Source organism: Oleiphilus sp. HI0067 (assembly GCF_001635735.1).
In genome coordinates this window covers 1-813 of sequence record NZ_LWFI01000907.1, presented here as the reverse complement: position 1 = coordinate 813, position 813 = coordinate 1, and the positions used below count along the sequence as shown (strand labels likewise).

The 813-nt window shown below is 48.5% G+C and carries 1 protein-coding gene; it reads left to right on the top strand.

The features are described 5' to 3' along the window. Nucleotides 1-721 (top strand): histone deacetylase (locus A3739_RS10375; protein WP_156502530.1); only part of this gene is annotated, 721 nt, incomplete at its 5' end. Between the last annotated feature and the right edge of the window lie 92 nt (nucleotides 722-813).

The window sequence follows — 813 nt, the reverse complement described above, 5'->3', positions numbered from 1 at the left end:
TGATTTGACTCATAACACACTAGACCCCAAGGCTTTGCGTCGTATAGGCCTACCGTGGAGTGAAGCTCTCATAGAGCGGACGCTCATCTCCCCAAACGGTACTCTGTACGCTGCCGAATTAGCCATAGAGTTTGGCGTAGGCGTGCATTTGGCGGGTGGAACACACCATGCGCATTATGACTTTGGCTCTGGGTACTGTTTGCTTAACGATCTCGCGTTTGTGAGTCGCACTTTAGTTGCTCGAGGGCAAGTTCAACGTGTCTTGATCTTCGATTGCGATGTGCATCAGGGCGATGGTACCGCAGCCATACTGCAGGAAGATGAGCAGATATTTTGTTGTTCCGTGCATTGTGAAAAGAATTTTCCATTCCGCAAGCAGGAAAGCGATTTGGATGTCGGCCTCTCCGTTGGGATGCGTGACATGGAGTACCTCCATATCGTTGAGCAAACGCTCGTGCGGTTGCTCGAACACTTTCAACCCGACATTGTTTTATACGATGCAGGCGTTGATGTATGGAAAGGCGATGCGTTGGGGAACCTTAATATTTCGCTGGAAGGGATTCGCGCACGAGACGACTTAGTGCTTGAGCATTGTCTAGATCGAGCGATTCCAGTTGCTACAGTGATTGGTGGTGGCTACGACCGTGATCATGACGCGTTAGCTAGGCGACACGGCATTATTGTTCATGCGGCACAAGACGCCTTTGCACGCTTTGCATAGCACGCTTTCTCTGACATAGTTCTTTAAAAAATTTGCAGCAGCATATTCTCTTAGAAATAGGTCGTTATTTCTCAACTCTAAAAAAAATGTCG